Origin of the sequence: Rhizobium mongolense USDA 1844 (genome assembly GCF_000419765.1) — a bacterium.
Classification (GTDB): domain Bacteria; phylum Pseudomonadota; class Alphaproteobacteria; order Rhizobiales; family Rhizobiaceae; genus Rhizobium; species Rhizobium mongolense.
The window spans coordinates 74,192-95,030 of the sequence record NZ_ATTQ01000004.1 but is presented as its reverse complement, the minus strand read 5'-3'; the positions used below and the strand labels follow the sequence as shown (position 1 = coordinate 95,030).

The following is a 20,839-nucleotide window of genomic DNA, read 5'->3' as shown; positions in this document are numbered from 1 at the left end:
GCCTAGCCTAGCCGCTCGGAGGCCGAAGCTCAAACCGCCTCGGCGCGCCATTCGCCGTTCATTGCATCGTCCCAATGCCTGCGGCAGAGCGATACGTATTTCTCGTTGCCGCCGACTTCGATCTGCGCGCCCTCTCGCGCAACCTCGCCGTTAGCACCGAGCCGCACGACCATTGTCGCCTTGCGGCCGCAATAGCAGATGGTGCGCACCTCGCGCATCTCGTCTGCAATCGCCAGCAGTTCCTCGGAAGCCGGAAACAGCTTGCCCTGGAAATCGGTGCGAAGCCCGTAGACCATGACCGGTATGTTCAGCCGGTCTACCACGCGGGCGAGCTGCCAGACATGCTCGCGCGTCATGAAATTCGCTTCGTCGACGAAGATGCAGGCGATCGGGCCGCCCTCGCCGCTCAATTCCTTGATGAGCCCGAAAAGATCGGTATGCCCCTCGAAGGCGATCGCGCTCGCTTCCAGCCCGATGCGCGAACCGATGACACCCTTGCCGGTGCGCTCGTCGAATGCTGCGATCAAGAGCACGGTGCGCATACCGCGTTCCTGGTAATTATACGACGCCTGCAGCAGCATGGTCGATTTGCCGGCGTTCATGGTAGAGTAGTTGAAATAGAGCTTTGCCATCGTTTTCTCCGTATTTTGCTTCTTGAAAGCTCGAATCGGCAAAGAAAAGACCGCAGAATCGATAATCACAGGAAATCCGGAGGCAAAAATCGTAAAATGCACGGGAAACCGGCCGTGTCATGGAAAATGCGACACGTCGCATTCGGGGTAGCCAATGCGGCGCAAACACACTGAGGTCGCTTGTAAATGTCGGCTATTGATGCTTGGCTTGGGAACCTAAGACTGGGAGTCTAAAATGAAAACAACAAGCGCATTCAAACTGACCACCGCCACTGCAGTTGCCGCACTTTCCATCGCAACCGCATCATTTGCCGCAGAACCCGAAAGTTGCTCGACCGTGCGTTTCTCGGACGTAGGCTGGACGGACATTACCGCAACAACCGCCGCCGCCGCGGTCGTTCTGAAGAGCCTCGGCTACGAGCCGGACGTCAAGGTCCTCTCTGTACCGGTGACCTACCAGTCGCTGAAGAACAAGGACATCGATGTGTTCCTCGGCAACTGGATGCCGGCACAACAAAAGGACGTCCAACCTTATCTCGACGACAAGTCGGTTGAATCCATCGGAGCCAATCTCGAAGGTGCCAAATACACGCTTGCCACCAACGCCAAGGGAGCCGAAATGGGCATCAAGGACTTCAGCGATATCGGCAAGCACAAGGACGCTCTTGACGGCAAGATCTACGGGATCGAACCGGGCAACGACGGCAACCGCCTTGTCATGACCCTGATCGAGAAGAACGAGATGGGAATGGGCGGGCTTGAAGTCGTCGAGTCCTCCGAACAGGGTATGCTGGCGCAGGTTGCCCGTGCCGAGAAGGACGGCAAGCCGGTCGTATTCCTCGGTTGGGCACCGCATCCGATGAACGAGAACTTCAAGATGACCTACCTCACGGGTGGCGACAGCACCTTCGGCCCCAACTTCGGCGGCGCGACGGTCTACACCAATACCCGCGCAGGCTTCGTCACCGAATGCCCGAACGTCGGCAAGTTCGTGTCCAACTTGAAGTTTAGCTTGGAGATGGAAAACCAGATCATGGGCAAGATCCTCAATGATGGTGAGGATCCGCAGGTCGCGGCAACCGAATGGCTGAAGGCAAATCCGACGGCAGTCGAGCCATGGCTCGCCGGCGTCACGACCAAGGACGGCAAGGACGCCGCCGCGGCCGTCAAGTCCGGCCTCGGCCTTTGAAACTGATGAACGGGGCGGCCCACGCGCCGCCCCTTTTTGTTTCATCCTGATCTCTGCTCTTTCGGATAGGCGCGCTCCTTGAACTGGATCACCGATTACAAAATCCCTATTGGCCCCGTCGCCAAATCCACCGTTGACTGGCTGACGTCGAGCGGCGAATGGTTTTTCGACAGGCTAGCCTTCGCTCTCTCGCACGTGATCGGCGCATTGCTCTTCATCCTGCAGGCGCCACATCCGCTGATCGTGCTCCTCGCCATCACGGCGATCGCCTATTGGCTCCGTCGCTCGATCGGCGTTGCGGTCTTTACCTTGCTCGGTTTGCTGCTGATCATGAACCAGGGCTACTGGAAGGAGACGACGGAAACGCTGGCGCTCGTTCTCGCCTCCACATTCGTCAGCATGGCGATTGGCATTCCGCTCGGCATTGCCGGGGCAAGACGCGCATGGGTCTTCTCCATCATGCGTCCCGTGCTCGATCTGATGCAGACGATCCCGACATTCGTCTACCTGATCCCCGCACTCATTCTCTTCGGCCTTGGCATGGTGCCAGGCCTGATCGCAACCGTGATCTTTGCCATCCCTGCGCCGATCCGTCTGACCCGCCTCGGCATCATCTCGACACCGCCCTCCCTCGTCGAGGCAGCCGAGTCCTTTGGCGCAACCCCGACGCAGGTGCTGCGCAAGGTCGAGCTGCCCTTCGCGATGCCACAGATCATGGCCGGGCTCACGCAGACGATCATGCTGTCGCTATCGATGGTGGTCATCGCTGCGCTCGTCGGCGCCGATGGTCTTGGAAAGCCCGTCGTTCGGGCACTGAACACGGTGAATGTCTCCATGGGCTTCCAGGCCGGTCTCTGTATCGTCATCTTGGCGATCATTCTCGACCGCATGTTCCGCACGGCAGGCGAAGGAGACGGCGCATGACCTCGGTCCGCTTCGACAATGTCAGCATCATCTTCGGCGATAAGCCGCAAACCGCCCTCTCTCTCGTCGATCAGGGAAAGACCCGCGACGAAATCGGCGCCGCAACCGGTCTCGTTCTTGGCGTCGCCGATGCCTCGCTCACGATCGAGGAAGGCGAAATCCTCGTGCTTATGGGCCTTTCCGGCTCAGGCAAATCGACGCTGCTGCGCGCCGTCAACGGCCTCGCTCCCGTCGTGCGTGGCAAGGTTTCAGTTTCCTCGGCAACCGGCCCGGTAGATCCCTATGCATGCAGCCCGAAGGCGCTCCGCGATCTGCGGATGCACACCGTCTCCATGGTGTTTCAGCAGTTCGCATTGCTGCCCTGGCGCACGGTTGCGGAGAATGTCGGCTTCGGCCTCGAACTTGCCGGCATGCCGGACGCCGAGCGCAAGAAACGGGTCGAGGAGCAGCTTGAACTCGTCAACCTGACGAAGTGGGCGGATCGCAAGGTCAACGAACTCTCCGGCGGCATGCAGCAGCGTGTCGGCCTCGCCCGCGCCTTTGCGACCGGCGCGCCGATCCTGCTCATGGACGAGCCGTTCTCCGCGCTCGACCCGCTGATCCGCACCCGCCTGCAGGACGAGCTTCTCGAATTCCAGCGGCGCTTGAAGAAGACGATCCTCTTCGTCAGCCACGATCTCGACGAGGCCTTCCGCATCGGCAACCGCATCGCCATCATGGAGGGCGGGCGCATCATCCAGTGCGGCACGCCGCAGGATATCGTCAAAAACCCTGCCGACCAGTATGTCGCCGATTTCGTCCAGCACATGAATCCGATCAGCATGTTGACGGCGCAGGATGTGATGCAACCGGGCCTTGGCCATGCGGCGGGGGCGAGCGTCAGCGCCACGGCGCGCGCCCAAACGCCGCTCGTCGATATTCTCGACGCACTCGCCCGCCAGCCAGGCAGCATCGGGGTCGTCGAAAACGGCGCCATCATCGGCACGATTTCGGCTCAGGATGTCGTTGCCGGCCTGACCCAGCACCGGCGCAAAGAACAGGCTTGATCCAGCCGTCTGCTTCCGTCAAGAAAGTGGACATGAAAGATCAGGCTTCCGTACTCAGGGAAACGGACGAAGAAGCGCGCAAGCTCGCGCGCGTTCTTTTGCGTTCCGCCCGCTATGCTGCTCTTGCAGTGCTCGATCCCGCGACCGGCTTTCCGTTTGCAAGCCGCGTTCTGCTCGGTACAGATATCGACGGCGTGCCCGTCATCCTCGTTTCGGCGCTGTCGACGCATACTAAGGCGCTGGAGGCCGACCCGCGCGCCTCCCTCTTGACTGGCGAACCTGGCAGGGGCGATCCCCTTGCGCATCCGCGGCTCACAACCCAATCCATTGCCGAACCGGTCGAGCGCGGAAGCGCCGTTCACCAGCGCATCCGCACCCGTTTCCTCGATCGGCATGCCAAGGCGAAGCTCTATATCGACTTCCCGGACTTCCGTTTCTTCCGTCTCGTTCCGCAGTCGGCAAGCCTCAATGGCGGCTTCGGCCGCGCCTATGTTCTGGAAGGTGCCGACCTCATGATTCTCTCGCCCGCGAACGAGGCCGTGGCCGCGCAGGCAGCGCAGACAGTGCGAGATTTAGTAGAGGAGCATGCCGACCTGTCCGAAGCGCTTGCAGAGCTTTTTAAGGCGCCGAACGATGCGGCATGGCGCATATGTGGAGTGGATTGCGCAGGGTTCGACGCTATTTCCGGTGATTTGCTCAACCGTTGCGAATTTGAGTCACCCATCGAGAATGCGACGGACATTAAGTCACACATATCTAAAATAGCATACTCGCTACGTGAAATTTAGGTATATACAATCTTCCGGACCAGTTGCTACGTTTTGAACGTCCGCCAACCCCGTCTAACGCCCTGTGCCTATACGGATACATAATTCGCTTAGGAAGATTGGAAATATGGAAACCACTGACCTTTCAGACCACTCAAACGTGGCGGCCGCCCTTTTATCAGCGATGGCGAACCCCAAGCGCCTCCTGATCCTCTGCAGTCTCGTCAAAGGCGAGGTTCCTGTCGGCGTCCTTGCGACCCAGGTTGGCCTCAGCCAGTCCGCGCTTTCGCAGCATCTGTCAAAGCTGCGGGCCCAGAAGCTGGTAAAGACCCGCCGTGACGCGCAGACCATTTATTACTCGAGCAATTCGGAACCGGTGATGAAGATCCTGGCGACGCTCGAGGACATTTATGCAGTCCAGGGCCGCAGCAGATCTGCAGCATAATAACGCAGACATAATGTCTGCTAAAAAGCCGTGCTGCCAAAGGGATGTCTCCGGAACGGCACGGTGAGCAGTATTTCAGCACGATAATATAACTTTGGCCGGCAAATCTCTCGATTTGCCGGTTCTGTTGTTTGAGAGAACGCTGCGGCGTTTGATACGCCAATGGCCGGAACGCGCCATCGATGGCGTCCATGGCTTGACGCCCCAAGAAGCGCTGATAATTTGACCGGACAGTAAAAATATGGGCGCAAAGCCCCGGGGACGGCCCCGCGACGGCCAGGAGAACAGCATGTCCAATCGCCTCAATGCACCGAACGATCTTCGCGCCTTCTGGATGCCCTTTACGGCAAACCGGCAATTCAAGAAGGAGCCGCGCATGTTCGTCGGCGCCAAGGACATGTACTACACGACCCATGACGGCCGTCAGGTCCTTGACGGCACCGCCGGTCTCTGGTGCGTGAATGCCGGCCACTGCCGGCCGAAGATCACCGAGGCGATCCGCGAGCAGGCCGGCGAGCTCGATTATGCCCCGGCCTTCCAGCTCGGCCATCCGAAGGCCTTCGAGCTTGCGAACCGCCTCGTCGATATCGCGCCGGAAGGCATGGACCACGTCCTCTACACCAACTCCGGATCCGAGTCGGTGGAGACGGCGCTCAAGGTGGCCCTGGCCTACCATCGGGTGAAGGGCAACGGCTCCCGCTTCCGCCTGATCGGCCGCGAACGCGGCTATCACGGCGTCAATTTCGGCGGCATCTCGGTCGGCGGCATCGTCTCCAACCGCAAGATGTTCGGCACGCTTCTGACCGGCGTCGACCACATGCCGCATACGCACCAGCCGGGCAAGAACACCTTCACCCGCGGCGAGCCGGAACATGGCGGCGACATCGCAACCGAGCTGGAGCGCATCGTGACGCTGCATGACGCCTCCACGATCGCCGCTGTCATCGTCGAGCCGGTCGCAGGTTCCACCGGCGTTCTCATTCCTCCGAAGGGCTACCTGCAGAAGCTCCGCGAAATCTGCACCAAGCACGGCATCCTTTTGATCTTCGACGAAGTCATCACCGGCTTCGGCCGCCTCGGCGCTCCCTTTGCCGCGCAGTACTACGATGTGAAGCCCGACATCATCACCACCGCCAAGGGCCTCACCAACGGCGTCATCCCGATGGGGGCTGTCTTCGTCACCTCCGAGATTCATGACGCCTTCATGAACGGCCCGGAGCACATGATCGAGTTTTTCCACGGCTACACCTATTCGGGCAACCCGATCGCCGCCGCCGCCGCGCTTGCCACCCTCGACACCTACAAGGAAGAAGGCCTGCTCACCCGCGCTGGCGAACTCTCGGATTACTGGGCCGACGCCCTTCACTCGCTGAAGGACTGCGCGAACGTCATCGACATCCGCAACACCGGTCTGATCGGCGCGATCGAACTCGACCCGATCGCCGGCGAACCCACCAAACGCGCCTTCACCGCCTTCCTGAGGGCCTATGAGAACGGCTTGCTGATCCGCACCACAGGCGACATCATCGCCCTTTCCCCGCCGCTCATCATCGAAAAGAAGCACATCGACGAGCTCTTCGGCAAACTGCGCGAGATTTTGCAGAACAACATTTGAGACCGGCGCACTGCCCTCACCTTAACCTCTCCCCCGCACGTGGGGAGAGGTTTCGCGCTAACGCAGGGCGGATACTGCCGTCAGGCTTAATTAACCCATGCAGATTTCTCTACTGATCGCGACGATGTTCGTGGCCACAGTCTCGTCGAAGCTGCCGGAAGGCTTCTCGATGGGAGGGACCCTATACGTGGATTGTCTGAGCTCTCGTGAATTCGTTAGGGGCTACGTAACGGGGTGGCTAGAGAAGTGGGGACGGGACGAGTACCTTGCGCGCCGGAATCTCGAAACGCCGCCCTTTCGAGCTGAAAGAATGGTCGATGGTGCGTACTTTGGCCAATCGGTTGGGATGAACTTTTGCCTTCCGGCAAATGTGTCCGCCAAAGAAATAGCGGACGATCTCTGCAGGTTTTTGAAGGCCAACCCCGCCGCCCATGATGCGGCGGGTGATGATCTGATGATGGTTTGGATGAAAGGTCGCTTCGAGTGTAACGGCAGATAGCCAGAGCGTTGGGAACCCGGACGGTTGCCAAAGCGCGTCAGCCACCTAGCCGCCGTCCCGCCGAGTTAATGCGCGGTGTCGGCTGTTGACGGTAGAGCTGCCGTGGTCAGGCATTCGCTCCATGGAACCAAATCCATGAGAGGCGGAGATTTCCGCGAAGTCGGCGACCTCGATCGCGTTGCGGGTCGCCGCCCGCACACATTCCCGGCAGGAAGGACGAGTTCATTTCCAGCCGGAGGTTTCCATGCTCAAGTTCATGCTTTTTATCGCCTTGCTCGTCTCATTCTCCGCCCAGTCGGCATTCGCCGCGGTCGGGTTCCGCGAGATGACCTTGCCGGACAAACAGGGCGGCCGCCCCATGCATGTCAGCATCTGGTATCCCACCGATACCGACCGGGAGCCGGTGCTGCTCGGCGAAACGCCCGCCTTCAGGGGCCAGCCTGTCGTCAAGGATGCCGAAGCCGAGACCGGCCCTCACCCGCTGGTGATTCTTTCACACGGTTATGGCGGTAGTTGGCGCAACCTCGCCTGGCTCGCGAGCGAACTTGTCCACAAGGGCTATGTGGTCGCAGCCCCCGACCACCCCGGCACTACCACCTTCGATATGCGGCCACCTGAAGCCGTAATTCTCTGGAAGCGCCCGCGCGATCTCAGCCACGTTATCGACGCGTTGCTTTCCCGTCGGGAGCTGACCGGCGGCATTGCGAGCAACCGCATCGCTGCCATCGGTCATTCGCTCGGCGGATGGACGGTCATCGAACTTGCCGGGGGTCGCTTCGATGCCAAGGATGTCATGACGAATTGCATGACACAGTTCGGCTCTCTCTATTGCAAGATATTCAAGGGGTTGGGTCTCGGGCGGGACGCAGCCTCCACTTTAGCGATGGGTGCCGATCTCAGCGACCGGCGGATCGGCGCGGTCGTCACGCTTGACCTCGGCCCAGGACGCGGGCTTACGCCGCAAAGCCTCGCATCCGCCCGCGTGCCAGCGCTCGTGTTCGGAGCGGCCGAGGATGTCGACAAGGAGACCGCCGCCAAAGCGGATATCGCCGCCACCAACAAGGACTCTGCCTATCTGGCCCAGTATCTGCCTTCTGCCACGACCTCCTATGCTCTCGTCCCCGGCTCCCTGCATTTCAGTTTCATGCAGCCTTGCAAACCGGGAGCGGCAGCGCTGATTGAGGAGGAAGCTCCGGGCGAAAGCATCGTCTGCAAGGATGGTCAGGGCGCGGATCGAAACGCCATTCATCGGCAAGTTGCCGATATGATCGTCGCCTTCCTGCAAAGAGCCCTTCCAACAAGATAGATCGTGAAAACTTAAAAAAAATCGCGATCGACGCCTGTTTCTTCCCGGATTTGCCGAAGACGGGCCTCACTTTGTTATCTCCTTGCGTAATCGCAGCAAAATTCATAGAAAATTGGTCTGTGCCTTCCGAAGCCAAAAGTGGCCGGAAGGCGCGTTGACCGCACTGTAGCCGTCGTCTTTTGGCGCATCCCTTTGGGGTGTTGAACGAACGGGTTTCGTTGTCGCGGCAGTCATCGCGGGCCAGAAGGCCCCACCCAAGGAGAACGAAAATGAGTCTGAAGACTTTGACTGGCGCGACCCTTGTCGCATCGCTGGCCTTTGCGCCATTTGCCTATGCCGACATCACCATCGGCCTGATCGCACCGCTGACCGGCCCCGTTGCCGCCTATGGCGACCAGGTGAAGAACGGCGCGCAGACCGCCGTTGACGAGATCAACAAGAAAGGCGGCATCCTCGGCCAAAAGGTAGTCCTGAAGACTGCCGACGACGCGGGCGAACCCAAGCAGGGCGTTTCCGCCGCAAACCAGCTCGTCGGCGAAGGCGTTCGCTTCGTCGTCGGTCCGGTCACCTCCGGCGTCGCCATCCCCGCTTCCGACGTGCTTGCCGAAAACGGCATCCTGATGGTGACCCCGACGGCGACAGCACCGGATCTCACCAAGCGCGGCCTCACCAATGTGCTGCGCACCTGTGGCCGCGACGACCAGCAGGCCGAAGTCGCCGGCAAATACGTGCTCAAGAACTTCAAGGACAAGCGCGTCGCTATCGTCAACGACAAGGGCGCCTATGGCAAGGGCCTTGCCGACGCCTTCAAGGCAACGCTCAATGCCGGCGGTGTCACCGAGGTCATCAATGATGCGATCACCCCCGGCGACAAGGATTTCAGCGCGCTCACCACCCGCCTCAAGGCCGAAAATGTCGACGTGATCTACTTCGGCGGCTACCACCCGGAAGGCGGCCTGCTTGCCCGTCAGCTTGCCGATCTTTCCGTCAAGGCAACGATCATCGGCGGTGACGGCCTCTCGAACAGCGAATTCTGGAATATCGGGACGGAAGCTGCTGCAGGCACCGTCTTCACCAACGCATCCGATGCGACGAAGAGCGCTGACTCCAAGGCAGCCTCCGACGCGCTTACCGCCAAGAACATCCCGGCCGAAGCCTTCACGCTGAATGCTTACGCGGCCGTCGAAGTCCTCAAGGCCGGCATTGAGAAGGCTGGCAGCGCCGAAGACTCCGAAGCTGTTGCCGCCGCCCTCAAGAGCGGCGAACCGATCGCAACCGCGATCGGCAAGCTCACTTATGGCGAAACCGGCGATCTCACCTCGCAGAGTTTTGCGCTCTACAAGTGGGAAGGCGGCAAGATCGTCGCCGCCGAATAAGGCCTGACAGTCGAATCCCATTGACCGGGCGTCTTATCGGCGCCCGGTTTTCATTTCTGGAGCAGTCTCGCTTATAGCGCTTTGTCCGGCACTTCGGTTATAACGGACGGATGGCCAGAACGAGGATGCCCATGACCACCAAGCTCGAACGCCTCATCGATCAGGGCACAGGCCGCCTGCCGGCCGATATCGTCTTGAAAGGCGGACGTTTCTTCGATCTCGTGACCGGCGAGCTGGTCGAATCCGACATCGCCATCGGCAGCGATCGCATCGTCGGCACCTGCGGCACATATGAGGGAGAAACCGAGATCGTCATCTCCGGCAAGATCGTCGTTCCAGGTTTCATCGACACGCATCTCCACATCGAATCCTCGCTCGTCACGCCGCATGAATTCGACCGCTGCGTTCTGCCCTATGGCGTCACCACGGCCATCTGCGATCCGCACGAGATCGCCAATGTGCTCGGCACCGAGGGTATCCAGTTCTTCCTCGATTCGTCGCTCGAAACGATCATGGATATCCGCGTCCAGCTCTCCTCCTGCGTGCCCGCCACACATCTTGAGACATCTGGGGCGGATTTGCCGATCGACAAGCTCCTGCCCTTCCGCGATCATCCCAAGGTCATCGGCCTTGCGGAATTCATGAATTTCCCCGGCGTGATCCACAAGGACCCGGTCTGCATGGAAAAGCTAGAAGCGTTCCAGGGCAGCCATATCGACGGCCACGCGCCGTTGCTGCGCGGGATAAACCTCAACGGCTACCTCGCGGCCGGAATTCGCACCGAGCATGAATGCACGACCGCAGCAGAGGCCCTCGAAAAGATCAGCAAGGGCATGCATATTCTCGTCCGCGAAGGTTCGGTCTCGAAGGACCTGAAGGCCTTGATGCCGATCATCACCGAGCGTCTATCGCCCTATCTCGCGCTCTGCACCGACGACCGCAATCCGCTCGACATTGCCGAGCAGGGCCATCTCGACTACATGATCCGCACCGCAATCGCGAGTGGTGTCGATCCGCTTGCGATCTACCGCGCCGCCTCGATCTCCGCCGCCCGCGCCTTCGGATTGATGGATCGCGGCCTCATCGCGCCTGGCTGGCGCGCCGATCTCGCCGTCATCGATAGCCTGGAGCGCTGCAAAGCCGAGATCGTCTTCTCTGCCGGCCGCCGCGTCAGCGATGAGCTCTTCGCCACCCGCAAGCCGGTCGCGCCAGTCGGTCTCGACAGCGTGAAGGCGCGACCCGTCAACGCGGCTCATTTCGGCGTCCCGGCCACCGAAGACGAGACGCCGGTCATCGGCGTCACCCCCGGCAAGATCATCACCGAATTTCGCCGGCACCGCCTTCCGGCAAAGGGAAACCAGACCGGCATCGATCTCGAAAACGACATCATCAAGGTCGCTGTCATCGAGCGTCACGGCAAGAACGGCAACCACGCCAACGGCTTCGTCCAGGGCTTCGGCCTAAAGAAAGGCGCGATCGCCTCCACCGTCGGCCATGACAGCCACAACATCTGTGTCGTCGGCGTCAGCGATGATGATATGGCGTGCGCGGCCAACCGCCTCGGCGAAATCAAAGGCGGCTTCGTGGTCGTCGAGGACGGCAAGGTGACCGGCGAGATCGCCCTCCCCGTCGCCGGCCTGATGAGCCTCGAACCTTACGAAAAGGTCCGCGACACTCTCGACCATCTCCGAAAGGCAGCCTACGCGCTCGGCGCCACGCTGGAAGAGCCCTTCCTTCAGCTCGCCTTCCTGCCGCTGCCCGTGATCCCGCACCTGAAGATTTCGGACCGGGGCATGGTGGACGTGGATCGGTTTGTGCTGATCGGGTGAAAGGCATTTTGATAAGCCGTTGAAGTGATCCCTTAGACCGCCTGCGTCAGATCCGGTGACAATGCGCACTCAGCGCTTCAAGCTGGATCGACTCCCTGCCAGCCAATCCGCCAGAGCCCGGCATGTCGACGTGCTCGCCAAGCGTCATGCCCACGGCCAATCTGAACTCCGCAGACTTGCGGGTCAGGTTGAAGACGAAGAGCAGTTTCTCTCCATTCTTCTCGCGTGTGAATGCCAAGAGATCCTGATTTGTACCGATGAATTCCATATCGCCGTCAAGCAACGCTGGATGCCGCTTCCGGAATTCCAGCATCTGGCGATAATGAGTGAGTACCGAGTTTACGTCCTCTTCCTGCGTATCGACGGAAAGGGCTGCCTGCTCGTAGGGAACAGGCAGCCAGCTTTTCTCTGCCGAGGTGAAGCCTGCATGCGCCTTGCCGGCCTCCCAGGGCATCGGCGTGCGGCATCCGTCGCGACCCTTGAAGGCGGGCCAGAAGCGGATGCCGTAAGGATCGCGCAGATCCTCGAAGGCAAGTTCCGCTTCGGCAAGTCCCAGCTCTTCGCCCTGATAAAGGCAGATCGAGCCGCGCAGCGCCGCCAGCACGGAAATTGCCAGCTTGGCGATCATCGGCCGCTCCTCCTCGGCTTTTGCGAAACGGCTCACATGGCGCTTGACGTCGTGATTGGAGAAGGCCCAGCACACCCAGCCGTCGACAACCGTCTTTTGAAAGGTCTCGACGCAGTTGCGGATATGCGCGGCCGTGAAGTCAGGTCCGAGCAGATCGAAGGTGTAGCACATGTGCAGCTTGTCGCCGCCGCTCGTATAGGCCGCGACAGTCTTCAGCGACCGCGCGCCGTCGCCGACCTCGCCGACCGTCGCTCGCGCTTCATATTGATTGAGCAGCGTCCGGAAGCGCTTCAGGAAATCGAGGTTTTCCGGCTGCGTCTTGTCGTGGAGATGGTTCTGCATGCCGTAGGGGTTGCTGTCCGGCGCATCGAGACCGCCGTCGCTCGTATCCGGCTCATGGGGCGGATTGTCGCGAAGCAGCTTGTCGCAGAAGTAATAGTTGACCGTATCGAGCCGGAAGCCGTCGACCCCGCGGTCGAGCCAGAACTTCACGGTCTTCAGCACCGCATCCTGGACTTCCGTGTTGTGGAAGTTGAGGTCCGGCTGCGAGGTCAGGAAATTGTGCTGGTAATATTGCCGCCGCACGCCATCCCATTCCCAGCCCGGTCCGCCGAAGATCGAAAGCCAGTTGTTCGGCGCCGTGCCGTCGCGCTTCGGGTCGGCCCAGACATACCAGTCCGCCTTGGGATTCGTGCGGCTCGAGCGGCTTTCGACAAACCACGGATGCTGGTCGGACGTATGGGAGATCACCTGGTCGATGATGACCTTTAACCCCAGCGAATGGGCGACAGCCATCATCTCGTCGAAATCATCGAGCGTCCCGAAGATCGGATCGACGTCGCAGTAGTCCGAGACGTCGTAGCCCATGTCAGCCATCGGCGATTTGAAGAAGGGCGAGAGCCAGATCGCATCGACGCCGAGATTGGCGATATGCGGGAGGCGGCGGGTAATGCCCTTGAGGTCGCCGAGACCGTCGCTGTTCGTATCCTGAAACGACCGTGGATAAACCTGATAGATGACCGCACCCCGCCACCACTCCGCTGCCTGTATCGCCATTTGCCGGATTCTCCGCGCCATTCGAAATGCGCACAGACTAAAGCCCGGAAAACAAAAAACAACTGCGCCGGTGACCTCTTTTGGGCGGGACGCACATCGCAAAGAAAACGCCGCCTACGAGCTTGTCCACACCTTGAGCAACCCTCTTTCATTGGGGGTTGCAACGCCAATCCTTTGCGATAAGGTGCGCATTGACTTGCACGTAACAGGTCAAAAACCGGGAACAAATGACTAAGAATAGGCAAAAAAGCCTGGAAAGGTGGCCCAATATGACCCATACAACGAAAAAATTTCTAGCCTCAGCAATGCTTGGCACATTGCTGGCTTTCTCGGCCCACGCGGTCACGCTCAATATCCACAATGGCGGCGATCCGGCATCGCTCGATCCGCAAAAGCTCTCCGGCGACTGGGAAAATCGCATTGCCGGCGACATCTTCGAAGGACTCGTGGCTGAAGATGCTAAGCTCAATCCGATTCCGGGCCAGGCCCAAAGCTGGACCGTCTCGGATGACGGCAAAGTCTACACCTTCAAGCTGCGCGACGGCATCAAGTGGTCCGACGGCCAGCCGGTAACGGCCGGAGACTTCGTCTTCGCCTTCCAGCGCCTCATGGACCCGAAGAATGCCGCCGACTACGCCTATCTGCAGTTCACCATCAAGAATGCCGAAAAGATCAACAAGGGCGAGATCACCGATTTCAACCAGCTCGGCGTCAAGGCAATCGACGATAAGACGCTCGAGATTACGCTCGAAGCCCCGACGCCGTATTTCATCGGCGCGTTGACTCACTACACCGCATACCCGCTGCCGAAACATGTCGTCGAAGCCAAGGGCGCGGACTGGGTCAAGATCGGTAACATCGTCACCAACGGCCCCTACAAGCCCGTCGAGTGGGTGCCTGGCTCGCACGTTACAACCGTCAAGAACGACCAATATTATGGTGTCAAAGATCTGAAGATCGACGGCGCGAAGTTCTTCGTGCTTGAAGACCAGGAAGCCGCGCTGAAGCGCTACCGCGCCGGCGAGTTCGACATCCTTACGGACTTCCCGACCGATCAGTACGAATGGATGAAGAAGAACCTGCCCGGTCAGGCCCACGTGGCTCCGTTCTCCGGCCTCTATTACTACGTGATCAACTCGAGCAAGCCGCCGTTCAGCGACAAGCGCGTCCGCCAGGCTCTTTCCATGGCGATCAATCGCGAGGTCATCGGCCCGCAGATTCTCGGAACGGGTGAACTGCCCGCTTATTCGTGGGTGCCGCCGGGTACGGCCAACTACGGCGAGCCGGCCTACGTCTCCTGGAAAGATTTGCCCTACAGCGAAAAGGTCGTCGAAGCGAAGAAACTGCTTACGGAAGCAGGTTTCGGCCCTGATCATCCACTAACGGCACAGCTCAAGTACAACACCAATGACAACCACAAGCGCATTGCCGTGGCGATTGCCGCCATGTGGAAGCCGCTCGGCGTGAATATCGAACTCGTCAATGCCGAGACCAAGGTACATTATGATCAGCTGAAAAGTGGCGAAGTGGAAATCGGCCGCGCCGGCTGGCTTGCCGATTACAACGATCCGGACAACTTCCTGAACCTGCTCGTTACCGGCGTTCAGATGAACTATGGCCGCTGGTCTAGCCCCGAATACGACAAGCTGATCAAGGAAGGCAACGCGCAGACGGATCTCGCCAAGCGCGCCGAAATCTTCAAGAAGGCTGAGCAGCTGGCGCTGGACGATTCCGCCGCCTTGCCGATCTACTACTACGTCTCGAAGAACGTCGTCTCGCCAAAGATCGAGGGCTTCGTCGACAACGTGCAGGACATCCACCGTACGCGCTGGCTGTCGATGAAAGAGTAAGGAAAACGGCCCTTCCCGCGGTCTGCGGGAAGGGCCGGTCCACGATCATGATCAAATATGCACTCCGTCGATTGCTGTCGACGATCCCCGTTCTCTGGATCGCCGTCACAGCCTGCTTTTTCGTTTTGCGCCTTGCCCCCGGCGGCCCCTTCGATGGCGAAAGGCCATTGCCGCCGGTCATCATGAAGAACCTTGCGGCCCACTACAATCTGGATAAGCCGCTGATCCAGCAGTATATGATCTATGTCGGCGACCTGTTGAAAGGCGATCTTGGCCCGTCCTTCGCCAGCGAAGATTTCACCGTCGGGCAGCAGATCATGATCGGCCTGCCCTATACCTTCACGATCGGCACCGCGGCCTTCCTGCTCGCCATCCTTGTCGGCGTCACCGTCGGCTGTCTGGGAGCGCTCTACCAGAACAAGACGCCCGACTACATCCTGGGCGCACTCATTCTGATCGGCGTCGTGCTTCCCAACTTCCTGATCGCCCCGATCCTGCAGCTCGTTTTCGGTATCCGTCTCGGATGGCTTCCCGTCGGCGGCTGGGGTGACGGCTCCTTCAAATTCCTTGTCATGCCGATCGTCGTTCTGGCGCTGCCGCATGCCGGACGCATATCGCGCATCACCCGCGGCTCGATGATCGAGGTCATGAACCAGAACTTCATCCGGACAGCCAAGGCAAAAGGCATCGGTCCGCGCCTGACGGTCATGCGCCACGCGCTGAAGCCTGCCATGATGCCCGTCGTCTCCTATCTCGGACCGGCGGCAAGCTATCTTCTCACCGGCTCGCTGGTTGTCGAGAGCGTCTTCGGACTGCCCGGCATCGGCCGCTATTTCATCACTGCAGCGCTGAACCGCGACTACGGGATGGTTCTCGGAACGGTCATCTTCTACATGGTGCTGATCGTCTTCCTCAACCTTCTCGTCGACATCGCCTATGCGTGGCTCGATCCGAAAGTGAGAAACCGATGATCCTCAACCCCGCAAAACGCGAACTGCTCGCCGCCGAGTTGCTGCAGGCCGAAGGCCTAGCCCCCGAAGGCCGTTCGCTCACCAAGGATGCGCTTCGGCGCCTGTCACGCAACAAGGCGGCGGTAATCTCGATCGCGGTGCTGGCGCTGCTCGTCCTCCTCGCCTTCCTCGGCCCTTATTTCATTCCCTTCAACTATGAAGATCCGGACTGGGCCGCCTTCCGCACACCTCCGGACTTTGCAAGCGGGCATTACTTCGGCACCGATCCGAACGGCCGCGATCTTCTGGCCCGCGTGCTTTACGGCACCCGCGTCTCGCTTGCCGTCGCGCTGACGGCAACCGTCGTCTCCGTCGTCATCGGCGTGCTCTACGGCGCCGTCTCCGGCTATCTCGGCGGCAGGCTGGATTCGGTCATGATGCGTTTCGTCGATATCATGTATGCCCTCCCCTACATCCTGTTCGTCATCCTGCTGATGGTGATCTTCGGCCGTAACGTCTATCTGCTCTTCGCCGCGATCGGCGCGCTGGAGTGGCTGACCATGGCCCGTATCGTCCGCGGCCAGACACTGTCGATCAAGCAGCGCGAATTCATCGAGGCTGCACGCGCCTCGGGGCAGAGGCCTTTCAAGATCATCCTCAAACACGTCATTCCGAACCTCGTCGGCCCGGTGGTCATCTTTGCTGCACTCACCGTTCCCGAAATCATCGCCACGGAGAGTTTCCTTTCCTATCTCGGCTTCGGCGTTCAGGAGCCGCTGACCTCGCTCGGCACGCTGATTGCCGAAGGCACCGATGCAATGGAGAGCATGCCCTGGTTGCTGGTCTTCCCCGCAAGCTTCCTCGTCGCCCTGCTGCTCAGCCTGCTCTTCATCGGCGACGGCCTGCGCGACGCGTTCGACCCGAAGGATCGCTAAACGATGACCGACAACCTTCTCGAACTCAAAGACTACTCGATCACCTTCGAAACGCCGGACGGCCAGGTAAAGGCCGTCTCCAACTTGAACCTCACGATCAAGCGCGGCGAGCGCATCGCGATCGTCGGCGAGTCCGGCTCCGGCAAAAGCCAGACCTTCCTAGGCATCATGGGGTTGCTCGCCAAGAACGGCAAGACCAGCGGCCAGGCGCTGCTCGAAGGCAGGGATGTGCTGTCGCTGAAGCCACGTGAACTCGATCAGGTGCGCGGCAAGGACATGGCCATGGTCTTCCAGGACCCCATGACCGCCTTGAATCCGTCTCTCAGGATTTCCCGCCAACTGACGGAACAGCTTGAGGTTCATCGCGGTTTCACGGCGCGCGCAGCCTCTGCCGAAGCGCTCGATATGCTGAAGCGGGTCGGCATCCCCGACCCCACGCGCCGCTTCAACCTCTATCCGCACGAGCTATCGGGCGGCATGCGCCAGCGCATCGTGATTGCCATGGCGCTGCTCACCAAGCCGAAGCTCCTGATTGCCGACGAGCCCACCACCGCGCTCGATGTCACCATCCAGGCGCAGATCCTCGATCTCTTCAACGATCTGACGGCCGAGATGAATACGGCGCTCGCGATGATCACCCACGATCTTGGCGTCGTTGCCGGCCTCGCCGATCGCGTCGCAGTCATGTATGCCGGCCGCATCGTCGAGGAAGCGCCCGTCGATGAGCTCTTCGAAAATCCGGCACATCCCTATACGGCGGCGCTGCACGCAGCGATCCCGCGCCCGGATCAGGACGTCGACCAGCTCGTCGTCATTCCCGGGCGGCCGCCGAACCTGCAGCACCTGCCGAAAGGCTGCAACTTCTCGCCACGCTGTCCCAAGGTAGAAGACGATTGCATTGATCGTCCGCCGCCGCTCGAAACGCTGTCACCGCGCCATTGCGCAGCCTGTTTCCACCCATTCCCGCGTATCGAGGAGCTACTCAATCATGGCTGAACGATCGCTGTTGAGGGTCGAGAACCTGACAACCCAGTTCGAACTGCCCTCCAAAGGCTTCTTCAAGCCGCCGGTGATGCTGACGGCCGTCAACAATGTCAGCTTCGACTTGAAGGAGGGCCGCACGCTCGGCATCGTCGGCGAATCCGGCTGCGGAAAGTCCACGCTCGGCCGCTCCATCCTGCGGCTGTTACGCTCGCAGGGGGGCCGCATCCTCTGGCAGGGCCGCAACCTGCTGGACCTGTCGGACGAAGAGATGCGCGCCGCGCGCCGCGACATGCAGATCATCTTCCAGGATCCGATCGCATCGCTCGACCCGCGCATGACGGTCGGCGACATCATCGCCGAGCCGCTGACCGTCTTCGAGCCGAAGCTTTCCAAAGCGCAGCGCCTCGAACGTGTGCGCGACATCATGAGTGCTGTCGGCCTCGTGCCGGAAATGATCAACCGCTACCCGCATGAGTTTTCCGGCGGTCAGGCACAGCGCATCGGCATTGCCCGCGCGGTCGTGACGAGGCCGAAGCTCATCATCTGCGACGAGCCGGTATCGGCCCTCGATGTTTCGATCCAGGGGCAGGTCATCACGCTCCTGCGCAAGCTCCGGAAAGAGTTCGGCCTGACGCTGATCTTCATCAGCCACGACCTTTCCGTCGTGCGGCTGATCTCGGACGACGTGCTGGTGCTCTATCTCGGCAAGGTGGTGGAAGCCGGCGATTGCCAGACGGTCTTCGAACATCCTGCGCATCCTTATACGCAGGCATTGTTTTCGGCCGCACCGATCCCCGATCCGAAGCTTGCCCGCCAGCGCACACGCATCCGCCTTCAGGGCGACCCGCCCTCGCCGCTGAACCCGCCGAAGGGCTGCGTCTTTTCGCCTCGCTGCTGGAAGGCGACGGATATCTGCCGGACGGAAATGCCGCCGACCGAGCATGTGCGCCCGGGTCAAACGGCAGCCTGTTACCATATGGACCGGTAAATCGCGTCCGCTCTGGGTCAGCTCGCGCGCAACACGCGCGTTGCCCAGCGCCTGCCCCGGAGCGGAACAATCGCGCTCCGGGGCAGTTCTCCCCTTACACAAGCATGCGGGTCATTGCAGGGTTCCGAAGGAGGAAAAATTGCTCAAGCTGATATCCAATGCCGGCCTTGTGCTGGCGCTTACACTCGCAGGCGCTGTCGCGCCCGCGTCCTTTGCTCAGGCTCAGGACGTCCAGTTCCGTATCGGCCCGGACGGCGTGCGTATTTACGATCGCGATCGCGACGATCGTTATCGCGACGACTACCGCCGGGGCTGCAGCCCGCGCGAGGCACAAATCGCCGCTCGCGATTCCGGCCTCCGCCGGCCTGAGGTCGTCCGTGTGACGAGGCGCAGCGTCACGGTGCAAGGCTGGACTCGTTACGGCCCGGACCGCATCGTCTTCGCCAACCGTCGCGGCTGCCCGGAGATCGGATAGGCAAACGAACGATCTGCGACATGAGCCCGCCGTCACACCGGCGGGCTTATTCACCAACTATTTCTGGGTCGGTATGCCCGTTGGTGAGATGTAACGTCTTGACGATCGCCCTTTCAATGGCCTCCGCTAAGAGGATTCTACCCAATCTGAAAATACGACATGCGCTTCGAATTCGACGAGGCTTCCGACCTCGATGCGACCGAGGCCACGCAGGATCTCTGCCAGCTCGGCAGCTACACGATCCACGAATAGCAACCCGCCGTTGGTCTTCAAACCTGCCTCGCAAAGGAAGCGGGCCGGCTCTTCCAGTGGCTGCCGTCCGGCAAACGGGCCGCGACCGGCAATGCCGGCGCTTGCCTCCAAACGCCTCTGCGCGTAATCAGCAGACGCGGAGATTTTTCGGGAGGCAGTTTTGAACGGACGGTTCTTGTCGATCGGTGAGTGCATGGTGGAGCTTTCGCAGGCAGGCGGCGGCCTGCTGAGAAAGGGTTTCGCCGGCGATACGCTGAACACCGCTTGGTACGCTCGCGCCTGCATGCAGCCCGCCTGGAGCGTCGATTATTTCACCGCGCTTGGCGATGACGCCATGTCGGACGAGATGATCGCCTTCTTCGAAGAAGCAGGCATCGGCACGAAGCTCATCAGGCGCATCAGGGGCAAAGCGCCCGGCCTTTACATGATCAACCTCAGGAACGGCGAACGCTCCTTCAGCTACTGGCGCGACAACTCCGCCGCCAGGCAGCTTGCCGCCGATCCCGACCGATTACGCGAAGCGATCGAAGGCTCGGACGTCGTCTATTTTTCAGGCATCACGCTCGCCATTCTGCCGCGCGAAGACGCCGACACGCTGCTTGCCGAAACCCGCCGCGCCAAGGCCGCGGGAAAATTCGTCGTCTTCGATCCGAACATCCGCCCCCGCCTCTGGGCGAGCTATGACGTCATGCACACGACGATCAGCGAAGGCGCCCGCTCCTCTTCCCTCGTCATGCCGAGCTTCGACGACGAGGCCTTGCATTTCGGCGACGACTCCATCGAAGCCACCATCCATCGCTACCGTGCCCTCGGCGCACCGAACGTGCTGATCAAGAACGGCGCCGACGGCGCCACGCTGGACTTTGCCGGCCAGCAGAACTTCGTGCCGGCCGAAAAGGTCAACGAGGTCGTCGATACCACCAGTGCCGGCGACAGCTTCAACGGCGCGTTCCTCGCCAAATATCTGGAGACGAAGGATGCAGTCGCCAGCGCCTGTTTCGCAGTGAAGGTTGCCGCGCGTGTCGTCAGCGAGCACGGTGCACTCGTGGCAAAGGATAAGCTCGGGCTCTGAGCCTCGATCGGCAGCCTGTAA

At 60.6% G+C, this 20,839-nt stretch carries 19 protein-coding genes; 17 read left to right on the top strand and 2 right to left on the bottom strand.

Translation table 11 applies throughout. The features are described 5' to 3' along the window. Positions 1 to 29 precede the first annotated feature (29 nt). Positions 30 to 632 carry a thymidine kinase gene (locus A3C3_RS0108395; RefSeq protein ID WP_028739496.1) on the bottom strand — a complete coding sequence of 201 codons (603 nt, stop codon included), beginning with the start codon at positions 630 to 632 and terminating at the stop codon, positions 30 to 32. 235 nt (positions 633 to 867) lie between these two features. Between A3C3_RS0108395 and A3C3_RS0108390 the strand changes: the two genes are divergently transcribed. The 10 genes from A3C3_RS0108390 (at position 868) to ade (ending at position 11,628) form a co-directional block, all read left to right on the top strand. After that, the gene (locus tag A3C3_RS0108390) at positions 868 to 1,821 is read left to right on the top strand and encodes a choline ABC transporter substrate-binding protein (protein ID WP_022714158.1); all 954 of its coding nucleotides are present in this window, start codon (positions 868 to 870) and stop codon (positions 1,819 to 1,821) included. 78 nt (positions 1,822 to 1,899) lie between these two features. After that, on the top strand, positions 1,900 to 2,745 hold the full coding sequence (gene choW / locus A3C3_RS0108385; RefSeq protein ID WP_022714157.1) for a choline ABC transporter permease subunit: 846 nt from the start codon (positions 1,900 to 1,902) through the stop codon (positions 2,743 to 2,745). Further along, on the top strand, positions 2,742 to 3,791 hold the full coding sequence (gene choV, locus A3C3_RS0108380) for a choline ABC transporter ATP-binding protein (protein ID WP_022714156.1): 1,050 nt from the start codon (positions 2,742 to 2,744) through the stop codon (positions 3,789 to 3,791). The genes choW and choV overlap by 4 nt, the downstream gene beginning before the upstream one ends. A gap of 32 nt (positions 3,792 to 3,823) precedes the next feature. Next, entirely contained in the window at positions 3,824 to 4,579 is a 756-nt protein-coding gene (locus A3C3_RS0108375) for a HugZ family pyridoxamine 5'-phosphate oxidase (protein WP_028739495.1), read from the top strand. Between the two features lie 106 nt (positions 4,580 to 4,685). Continuing rightward, positions 4,686 to 5,003 (top strand): ArsR/SmtB family transcription factor, encoded by a 318-nt coding sequence (locus tag A3C3_RS0108370; protein WP_022714154.1) that lies wholly within the window; start codon positions 4,686 to 4,688, stop codon positions 5,001 to 5,003. Between the two features lie 289 nt (positions 5,004 to 5,292). Next, positions 5,293 to 6,618 (top strand): omega-aminotransferase AptA, encoded by a 1,326-nt coding sequence (gene aptA, locus A3C3_RS0108365; RefSeq protein ID WP_022714153.1) that lies wholly within the window; start codon positions 5,293 to 5,295, stop codon positions 6,616 to 6,618. Positions 6,619 to 6,715: 97 nt separating this feature from the next. Next, on the top strand, positions 6,716 to 7,117 hold the full coding sequence (locus tag A3C3_RS46830; protein ID WP_022714152.1) for a Rap1a/Tai family immunity protein: 402 nt from the start codon (positions 6,716 to 6,718) through the stop codon (positions 7,115 to 7,117). A 244-nt stretch (positions 7,118 to 7,361) separates the two neighbouring features. Then, the gene (locus tag A3C3_RS0108355) at positions 7,362 to 8,423 is read left to right on the top strand and encodes an alpha/beta hydrolase family protein (protein ID WP_022714151.1); all 1,062 of its coding nucleotides are present in this window, start codon (positions 7,362 to 7,364) and stop codon (positions 8,421 to 8,423) included. A gap of 269 nt (positions 8,424 to 8,692) precedes the next feature. Further along, positions 8,693 to 9,799: a branched-chain amino acid ABC transporter substrate-binding protein gene (locus A3C3_RS0108350; protein ID WP_022714150.1), complete on the top strand. Its 1,107-nt coding sequence runs from the start codon at positions 8,693 to 8,695 to the stop codon at positions 9,797 to 9,799. A gap of 131 nt (positions 9,800 to 9,930) precedes the next feature. Continuing rightward, positions 9,931 to 11,628 (top strand): adenine deaminase, encoded by a 1,698-nt coding sequence (ade, locus tag A3C3_RS0108345; RefSeq protein WP_022714149.1) that lies wholly within the window; start codon positions 9,931 to 9,933, stop codon positions 11,626 to 11,628. A 46-nt stretch (positions 11,629 to 11,674) separates the two neighbouring features. Here ade and bglA read toward each other — a convergent pair whose 3' ends face one another. Further along, entirely contained in the window at positions 11,675 to 13,312 is a 1,638-nt protein-coding gene (bglA, locus tag A3C3_RS0108340) for a beta-galactosidase BglA (protein WP_022714148.1), read from the bottom strand. A 269-nt stretch (positions 13,313 to 13,581) separates the two neighbouring features. Here bglA and A3C3_RS0108335 point away from each other — a divergent pair, with 269 nt between their 5' ends. From A3C3_RS0108335 to A3C3_RS0108300, 7 genes are all read left to right on the top strand, one after another. Beyond that, positions 13,582 to 15,162 (top strand): peptide ABC transporter substrate-binding protein, encoded by a 1,581-nt coding sequence (locus A3C3_RS0108335; protein ID WP_022714147.1) that lies wholly within the window; start codon positions 13,582 to 13,584, stop codon positions 15,160 to 15,162. Positions 15,163 to 15,209: 47 nt separating this feature from the next. Next, positions 15,210 to 16,133, top strand: coding sequence for an ABC transporter permease subunit (locus A3C3_RS0108330; protein WP_022714146.1), 924 nt, complete (start codon positions 15,210 to 15,212; stop codon positions 16,131 to 16,133). Beyond that, a complete protein-coding gene (locus A3C3_RS0108325; RefSeq protein WP_022714145.1) occupies positions 16,130 to 17,047 on the top strand; it encodes an ABC transporter permease subunit in 918 nt (305 codons plus the stop codon). Before A3C3_RS0108330 ends, A3C3_RS0108325 begins: the two co-directional genes overlap by 4 nt. Positions 17,048 to 17,050: 3 nt before the next feature. Continuing rightward, the gene (locus tag A3C3_RS0108320; RefSeq protein ID WP_022714144.1) at positions 17,051 to 18,043 is read left to right on the top strand and encodes an ABC transporter ATP-binding protein; all 993 of its coding nucleotides are present in this window, start codon (positions 17,051 to 17,053) and stop codon (positions 18,041 to 18,043) included. Next, a complete protein-coding gene (locus A3C3_RS0108315) occupies positions 18,036 to 19,019 on the top strand; it encodes an ABC transporter ATP-binding protein (RefSeq protein WP_022714143.1) in 984 nt (327 codons plus the stop codon). Before A3C3_RS0108320 ends, A3C3_RS0108315 begins: the two co-directional genes overlap by 8 nt. 139 nt (positions 19,020 to 19,158) lie before the next feature. Next, positions 19,159 to 19,494, top strand: coding sequence for a hypothetical protein (locus tag A3C3_RS0108310; protein WP_022714142.1), 336 nt, complete (start codon positions 19,159 to 19,161; stop codon positions 19,492 to 19,494). 412 nt (positions 19,495 to 19,906) lie between these two features. Then, entirely contained in the window at positions 19,907 to 20,818 is a 912-nt protein-coding gene (locus A3C3_RS0108300; protein WP_022714140.1) for a sugar kinase, read from the top strand. Positions 20,819 to 20,839: the final 21 nt, after the last annotated feature.

Excerpts from the sequence above, each read along its gene's own strand:
- A3C3_RS0108375 (WP_028739495.1), top strand. The coding sequence starts at position 3,824 with ATGAAAGATCAGGCTTCCGTACTCAGGGAAACGGACGAAGAAGCGCGC.
- A3C3_RS0108370 (WP_022714154.1), top strand. The coding sequence starts at position 4,686 with ATGGAAACCACTGACCTTTCAGACCACTCAAACGTGGCGGCCGCCCTT.
- aptA (WP_022714153.1), top strand. The coding sequence starts at position 5,293 with ATGTCCAATCGCCTCAATGCACCGAACGATCTTCGCGCCTTCTGGATG.
- A3C3_RS0108335 (WP_022714147.1), top strand. The coding sequence starts at position 13,582 with ATGACCCATACAACGAAAAAATTTCTAGCCTCAGCAATGCTTGGCACA.
- A3C3_RS0108390 (WP_022714158.1), top strand. The coding sequence starts at position 868 with ATGAAAACAACAAGCGCATTCAAACTGACCACCGCCACTGCAGTTGCC.
- A3C3_RS0108395 (WP_028739496.1), bottom strand. The coding sequence starts at position 632 with ATGGCAAAGCTCTATTTCAACTACTCTACCATGAACGCCGGCAAATCG.
- bglA (WP_022714148.1), bottom strand. The coding sequence starts at position 13,312 with ATGGCGATACAGGCAGCGGAGTGGTGGCGGGGTGCGGTCATCTATCAG.
- A3C3_RS0108325 (WP_022714145.1), top strand. The coding sequence starts at position 16,130 with ATGATCCTCAACCCCGCAAAACGCGAACTGCTCGCCGCCGAGTTGCTG.
- A3C3_RS0108350 (WP_022714150.1), top strand. The coding sequence starts at position 8,693 with ATGAGTCTGAAGACTTTGACTGGCGCGACCCTTGTCGCATCGCTGGCC.
- choV (WP_022714156.1), top strand. The coding sequence starts at position 2,742 with ATGACCTCGGTCCGCTTCGACAATGTCAGCATCATCTTCGGCGATAAG.
- A3C3_RS0108315 (WP_022714143.1), top strand. The coding sequence starts at position 18,036 with ATGGCTGAACGATCGCTGTTGAGGGTCGAGAACCTGACAACCCAGTTC.
- A3C3_RS0108355 (WP_022714151.1), top strand. The coding sequence starts at position 7,362 with ATGCTCAAGTTCATGCTTTTTATCGCCTTGCTCGTCTCATTCTCCGCC.
- A3C3_RS0108330 (WP_022714146.1), top strand. The coding sequence starts at position 15,210 with ATGATCAAATATGCACTCCGTCGATTGCTGTCGACGATCCCCGTTCTC.
- A3C3_RS46830 (WP_022714152.1), top strand. The coding sequence starts at position 6,716 with ATGCAGATTTCTCTACTGATCGCGACGATGTTCGTGGCCACAGTCTCG.
- A3C3_RS0108320 (WP_022714144.1), top strand. The coding sequence starts at position 17,051 with ATGACCGACAACCTTCTCGAACTCAAAGACTACTCGATCACCTTCGAA.
- ade (WP_022714149.1), top strand. The coding sequence starts at position 9,931 with ATGACCACCAAGCTCGAACGCCTCATCGATCAGGGCACAGGCCGCCTG.